Raw genomic sequence first — 6,617 nt, forward strand, 5'->3', positions numbered from 1 at the left:
GTTTCAGGGTTAAATCAGGGAATTACCCGATTTCTTTCTGGCGTCAGCACAGGCATGATGGAAACATGAACGATTACTACACTTCTCCAGCTGAGCCAGCAGGCTCAGGATTCTTTAATCTTCTACGCAACAGCGGCTGGTTCCGCGCTGAGCCGTCCGTCTTTGGTGGCGTCTGCTCCGGTATCGCTTACAAACTGGGATGGGACCGAACCATAGTTCGAATCTTATTCGTTATCCTGACCTTGTTCTTCGGCATCGGAGTTGGCCTCTATGGTCTGGCTTGGCTGTTGTTGCCTCATGGCCGGGATGGCTCCATTGTCTTGGAGCAGGCCGTGAAGGGAAACCTAACCGGCGGCTTATTCCTGAGCGCGCTCTTCATTTTTATTGGCAGCTCCTATATCTCAGCTTCTCTGGTGAACGTTCCACTGATTACTGCGTTAGCTGTTCCCGTTGCGGTAATCGCCGCGATTGCCGCCCTCATTTACTTCATAGCTGGCGAGTATAAGGCGAAGCCGGGCGTGCAGCCAGGTTACTCGGGGCAACCTCAAACACAGGCTCAGCCGCAGGCGGGCCCTCAGGCCATGCCATTCGCCGGACCGCAAGCAGGCCCACAAGCCATGCCATTCGCTGGACCGCAGGCCGGAGCGCAGACTGGACCCGCTGCTGGCACTACTTCACCCGCAGAAGCCGCAAATTCGATGGGCACCCAATCCGCTTTTAATGCTGGCACGCCAAACCATCAGCCTTTTGCCGCATCACAACCCCAGCCGCAGCAGCCCTATGCCGCCCCGAAACCGGTAGCGCCCAAACGCCCGCTACCGTCTCGCCGGTTCTCTTTGATCACGTTGGCTTTGATGCTGCTGGCAATCCCAGCTAGCTATCTGGTGACGCGACACCAGTCACCAGACCGCATTATCTTCTTCACCCTGTGCGCGATTACTCTGGTCTTGGCTGCCGCGATTTTGCTGCATTCCATTATGGGCCGCCGCTCAGGTTGGATGGCAGGAGTTGGGGCAATCATGGCAATCGTTTTGGGGCTGAGCGTCCCTGTCGCCGCTGCACACATCTACTATCGTTTCCCAAGGTGGGATCGTCCCGCACTTAGCTGGGAAATGGGAGAGCGAGTGCACCACCTTTTCGGAGACTACGAAGCCGGATCGGAGCTGAATTACAGTCACGATGGAGGAGATGTTGAGCTGATTGCGCCAGAGAATATTCCCACCACAATCCGGGTGACTGTAGGTGTCGGCGATATCAAGTTGGACCTGCCCACTAGCTACCGTTTCGTGGAAAGTTCAACAGGCATTGGCGACATTAAAACACATAAGATTTCCGGAACCGACATTACTGCAATCATCACGAATACCGAAGACTATGAGAACGCAAAGATCCAAGCGACCCTTGACTTAGGCTTTGGCTCTGTCAGGGTCAGCCCCTCAGATGAGGATAGTTTGGATGACTTCGATGACGAATATGAGGATACAGACGACCAGCCCACGAAACGCCCTCGTCCCCAGCGGAACCAGAGCAGAACCCAGGGTTCCCAAACCTTAGAGGCCACCCCCTCTAGCCCCGAGTTCTCCTCCAACTAGCCCACAGATTCAAAGGAAAAGACAATGACTGAGCAAGAGAAACTATCTGAAGATCAGGTGACTTTCGTTTCCACCCCGGAGGGCGAAACCGTAGAGCTAAAGGCCGAGGATGAAGCCGTAACCACCATCTTGGAAGACCCGGAAACTACCGCAGCACTGGAGAATCCGGAAGATACCGCAGAACTGGAAGAGCCGCAAGACACCACCGTCTTGGAAGAGCCGGAGGAACCCGCAGCTTTTAGCACTCCCGCGGAGCCGACCACTGATCCGCTGCCACCCCAGCATGACCCACAGCAGCCTCAGTTCTCCACCCCTGCCCCGCAGGCCACAATGCCTCCCAGCCAGCCAGGCTTCGGGCACCCAATGGTGCCGGCGCCTGCCCCGAAGGGAGTCAATATTGGCGGAATCATTTTAGCGGTGATTCTGGCGATGCTGGCCACCTTAGGAATCTTGGTGGTTACAGGCATCCATCTGAACTGGATGTATATTGCCATCGGAGCGCCGACGGTCCTGGCGGTGCTCCTCCTGATTGCGGCGCTGGTGCCTCATAGCGAAAAATAGTGGGAACCGGCCGTAGTCAAAGCACCCCCATAGTACACTGATTTTAATGAGGCACTATGGGGGTGCATCTTTATTTCTGGGAGGAACCCAAATGATTTCCGAACCGCAAATTCCTACTATCTCTAATGCTGACGCGCAGGCCAGAGTACCTGGCGGCGCGCAACTGATTGACGTTCGTACTGACGCCGAATACGCTGAAGACCACGCCAAAGGAGCGATTCATGTGCCGCTAGATTCGCTACTTAAAATGCTCCCGCAAGCTGTCGATACGGATGCCCAGATTTTGGTGATCTGCAAATCGGGTGGGCGTTCCGCCCAGGCGGTGAAGCAGTTGCGAGAGCTCGGCTTCGACGCTTACAACGTAGAAGGTGGCACTGATGAGTGGCGCGCCAGCGGTGGCCCCATGCTGGAGCACAACACTGCCCGCCATGTGAGCGCCCTCAAAGCGCAGGAACTACTAGCTGAAGGGGTTGCGGCAGTCGATGTGCGCTCCCCTGAACAGTACGCGGCAGGCCATGTAGCAGGTGCGGTTAATCTTCCGTTCTCCGGTGATGCGGAGCAGCTGAAAGCCCAGTTCTCCAAAACTGAGCCGGTTTTGCTGTTTTGCAATACTGGCGGTTTTGCTTCCTTGGCGGGCCAGGCTCTCACTGAGGCCGGTTGGAATCCGCTGGTGGTAGCGGGCGGAACCAATGCGTGGAAAGCACTTGACGGAAAGATGGAGTTCGCAGGTTAAGCATCTTCTTCATCTTCAACAATTGATTAGGGAGGGGACGGTATTTGCCATCCCCTCCCTGCTGTTTTAGGCTGTTAGGCTTCGGGAGTCATTCCGTAGCGTTCTAGTTCTTCCGCAATGATTGCTTCATCGAGTTTTTGGAAGATTGGCTTCGGCTTGGCAACCGGGGTTCCCACCACGATTTCACGTGGCTGCCACGGCGTCACATTCGTGTAGTCGCCGGTAATGATCGGGTAGTCCAGGTCGGAGCCGTCTTCGCGTTTAATGTCAAGGTCGATTACTTCTTCAATCCGCGGCATGGGCGCGACATCGCCCTTCCCGCCGAATAGCTCATCCACTTGGTTCGCCGCGAAAGGTAAGAATGGGGACAGCAAAATGTTCAGGTTCACCACCGCCTGCGCCAAAGTATGGAGCACGGTTCCCAGACGTTCCATCTGGTCTTCGGATTTCATCTTGAAAGGCTCCGTGTCGGTCACGTAACGGTTAGCTTCACCGACCAGTCTCATGGCGGCAGCCAGGGCGGCTTTCTGCCGGTGTTGCTCAATCAACCCACCAACTTCAGCGAAACCGTCCTCAATCATGTTGAGGAGGTTCCGGTCGATTTCTTGGAGTTCGCCCGGCTGCGGGATTTCTCCGAAACGTTTCGCAATCATGGCGCCGGTACGGTTTACGAGGTTACCCCAGCCGGCCACCAGTTCAGAGTTGGTGCGGCGCACGAACTCTGCCCAGGTGAAATCGGAGTCAGAGTTTTCCGGTCCGGCAGCGGAAATGAAGTAGCGTAAAGCGTCAGCCTGGTAGCGGGACAGCATGTCGCGCACGTAAATCACGATGCCGCGGGAGGACGCGAACTTTTTGCCTTCCATGGTGAGGAACTCGGAGGAGACCACTTCGGTCGGCAGGTTGAGTTTGCCGAAATCGCCGGGCTCTCCGCCCTTGTCGCCGGCGCCGTTGTATCCTAGCAGTTCGGCCGGCCAGATCTGTGAGTGGAAGACAATATTGTCTTTACCCATGAAGTAGTAGGACAGGGCTTCGGGGTCGTTCCACCATTTCCGCCAGGCTTCCGGGTCACCACTGCGGCGGGCCCATTCGACGGAGGCGGACAGGTAGCCGACGACCGCGTCGAACCATACGTATAGGCGTTTCGAGGGCTGGTCTTCCCAGCCGGGCACGGGAATACCCCAGTCAATGTCACGGCTCATCGCGCGGGGGCGGATTTCTTCTAGGAAGTTCTTACTGAACTTGATGACGTTGGGACGCCAAGTGCCGGACTTTTCTCTGTCATCCAGCCATTCAGAGAGCGCCCCAGCGAGGGCGGGAAGGTCCAGGAAGTAGTGGTCTGATTCCACAAATTCGGGGGTTTCACCGTTGATTTTGGAGACGGGGTTGATTAGGTCGGTGGGGTCCAGCTGGTTGCCGCAGTTATCGCACTGGTCGCCGCGGGCGCTCGCATAGCCGCAGATTGGGCAGGTGCCTTCGATGTAACGGTCGGGCAGGGTGCGCCCGGTGGAGGGTGAGATAGCGCCGTGTGTGGTCTGCACAATCATGTAGCCGTTGTCGCGGACCTTCTCAAACATGGCTTGCACGACCCGGTAATGGTTGCCGGTGGTGGTGCGGGTGAACAGGTCGTAGGACAGGCCCAGCTGCACTAGGTCTTCCACGATGAGACGGTTGTTGATGTCAGCTAGCTGCCGCGCGGTCATGCCGGCTTTGTCGGCTGCCACCAGGATGGGGGTGCCGTGCTCGTCGGTGCCGGAAACCATGAGGACCTCATGCCCAGCCATGCGCATGTAGCGGCTGAAAACATCTGAGGGGACACCGAATCCGGCGACGTGACCAATATGACGGGGCCCGTTAGCGTAGGGCCAGGCGACTGCTGAAAGTATACGACTCATGGGTTACAGTTTAGTGCCGTGGCGCGGCCCATGCACGCTCAATTGGTGCGGTTTTACTGTTCGCGAGCTTCCAGCACTGCTTTGTACAGCTGGTTTTTCCGCAGGCCCGTGACGGCAGCGATTTCGGCGGCGGCTTCTTTGAGGGTCATTCCGCTTTCGACGAGGGCGAGGACGTCTCTAATGTGGTCTTCTGGTTCACCGCTGACGGCGGTGGCGCCTTCCACTACGATGCAGATCTCCCCCAGCATTTCGCCTTCGGTCTGGGCAACCAGCTGTGAGAGGGTGCCGCGGAGGACTTCTTCGTGGGTTTTGGTGAGTTCGCGGCAGACTACGGCGCGGCGGTCCTCACCGAATTGTTGGGCCATCACGATCAGGGAGTCGTGAACTCTGCGGGGGGAGTCGAAGAAGACGAGGGTGCGTTCTTCGCTGGCCAGCTGTTCCAGCATGGTGGCGCGTTGCCCGTCTTTACGGGGCAGGAATCCTTCGAAGCTGAATCTGTCGGTGGGTAGGCCGGAGATCGCCAGTGCGGTCAGCACGGCGGAGGGTCCGGGGATGACGGAGACTTTGACACCGTCGTCAATGGCGGCGCGGGCGAGCCGGTAGCCGGGGTCGGAGATGGTCGGCATACCGGCGTCGGAAATTACGAGGATGCGCGAGCCGTCGTGTGCGTGGCTGATTATTTCAGCGGAGCGGTCGGCTTCGTTGTGTTCATGGAGGGAGACGATCCGCCCGTTGATCCGGACCTCTAGCCGGGACGCGAGGGCGAGGGCGCGGCGGGTGTCTTCGGCGGCGACTAGGTCTGCTTCGCCGAGGGCTTGGCGTAGCCTGGGGGATGCGTCGGCGCTGTTCCCGATTGGGGTGCCAGCTAGCATAATGGTTCCGGCCGGGATCACGGGGATCGCCCTGGCGGATTCGCGGGAGGTGTTTTCCATGTTTTTCTCCATACTTGCCTTATTTGCGATTCTACACAACTTGTCGTGTGACCGCGGTGTCAGGTAGTTAAACTGGCTGTATGTCTAAGCATAGTAAGCACAGTCAGTTAGGCACTGCCGCCTTGCAGTTTTTACATGATGCGGGGGCGGAGTTTGAGGTGCTCCGGTATGAGTCGCATCCTGGTTCGCCGCATGGTTTTGCTTTGGATGCGGTGGAGCAGTTGGGGGTTGATCCGGCTGCTTTGTTTAAGACTTTGGTGGTGGATTTGGAGCATGCGGATCCGGTGTTTGCGGTGATTCCAGCGGATTCGTCTTTGTCGCTCAAGCGTTTGGCGCAGGCGGCGGGGGCGAAGCATGCGCGTTTGTTGCAGCCGGCGAAGGCGCAGCGGCTGACTGGTTACGTGGTGGGCGGCATTTCAGCTTTGGGTTCGAAGACTGCTTTACGCGTGTTTGTTGCCGAGGAAGCGGCCGTGCTTCCGAAAATGGTCGTGTCCGCTGGGGCGCGCGGTGTTTCTGTACGTTTAGCCCCTGAGCTTTTTGGGGAGCTAACGGGCGCGGTTTTCGCTGAAATCACGCAAGGTTAAAAGGGCTCCAGTGTTACCAAAGCTGGCCATGTTAGAACCGCTACGTTGATACCGTGCGCCGAGGAAGGCACATCGGGATAGGGATCAATATATACCCGACGGTTTTTGTTATGTTGTGTGTTTGTTTTTGTGGGGAATTGTTTTAGGGGATAAACACGGTGTTGTTCGTGTTTATCCCCTAAAAACTGTTTTCTTATGTTTAATGTGGCGGCGTCTTACTCTCCCACACCCTAGCGAGTGCAGTACCATCAGCGCTGGCGGGCTTAGCTTCCGGGTTCGGAAAGGGAGCCGGGCGTATCCCCGCCGCTATGACCACCACAAAA

The 6,617-nt window shown here is 57.3% G+C and carries 6 protein-coding genes and 1 rRNA gene; 4 read left to right on the forward strand and 3 right to left on the reverse strand.

Annotation, left to right across the window (positions count from 1 at the left end; translation table 11 throughout):
* Window positions 1–65 precede the first annotated feature (65 nt).
* The 3 genes from BM477_RS03010 (at window position 66) to BM477_RS08280 (ending at window position 2,886) form a co-directional block, all read left to right on the forward strand.
* Window positions 66–1,592: a PspC domain-containing protein gene (locus BM477_RS03010; protein WP_075361183.1), complete on the forward strand. Its 1,527-nt coding sequence runs from the start codon at window positions 66–68 to the stop codon at window positions 1,590–1,592.
* A gap of 24 nt (window positions 1,593–1,616) precedes the next feature.
* Window positions 1,617–2,153 carry a hypothetical protein gene (locus BM477_RS03015; RefSeq protein WP_075361184.1) on the forward strand — a complete coding sequence of 179 codons (537 nt, stop codon included), beginning with the start codon at window positions 1,617–1,619 and terminating at the stop codon, window positions 2,151–2,153.
* 91 nt (window positions 2,154–2,244) lie between these two features.
* Complete coding sequence (locus tag BM477_RS08280; protein ID WP_075361185.1) at window positions 2,245–2,886, forward strand: rhodanese-like domain-containing protein; 642 nt, start codon at window positions 2,245–2,247, stop codon at window positions 2,884–2,886.
* A gap of 74 nt (window positions 2,887–2,960) precedes the next feature.
* On the opposite strand, the gene metG is transcribed toward BM477_RS08280, so the two are convergent.
* Both metG and rsmI read right to left on the reverse strand, forming a co-directional pair.
* Entirely contained in the window at window positions 2,961–4,778 is a 1,818-nt protein-coding gene (gene metG, locus BM477_RS03025) for a methionine--tRNA ligase (RefSeq protein ID WP_075361186.1), read from the reverse strand.
* 53 nt (window positions 4,779–4,831) lie between these two features.
* A complete protein-coding gene (gene rsmI / locus BM477_RS03030; protein ID WP_075361187.1) occupies window positions 4,832–5,710 on the reverse strand; it encodes a 16S rRNA (cytidine(1402)-2'-O)-methyltransferase in 879 nt (292 codons plus the stop codon).
* A gap of 80 nt (window positions 5,711–5,790) precedes the next feature.
* On the opposite strand from rsmI, the gene BM477_RS03035 reads away from it, so the two are divergent.
* A complete protein-coding gene (locus BM477_RS03035) occupies window positions 5,791–6,294 on the forward strand; it encodes an aminoacyl-tRNA deacylase (RefSeq protein WP_075361188.1) in 504 nt (167 codons plus the stop codon).
* Window positions 6,295–6,496: 202 nt separating this feature from the next.
* On the opposite strand, the gene rrf is transcribed toward BM477_RS03035, so the two are convergent.
* Window positions 6,497–6,614: ribosomal RNA gene (gene rrf, locus BM477_RS03040) — 5S ribosomal RNA — on the reverse strand.
* Between the last annotated feature and the right edge of the window lie 3 nt (window positions 6,615–6,617).

Source organism: Boudabousia marimammalium, from assembly GCF_001936115.1.
Lineage (GTDB): Bacteria > Actinomycetota > Actinomycetes > Actinomycetales > Actinomycetaceae > Boudabousia > Boudabousia marimammalium.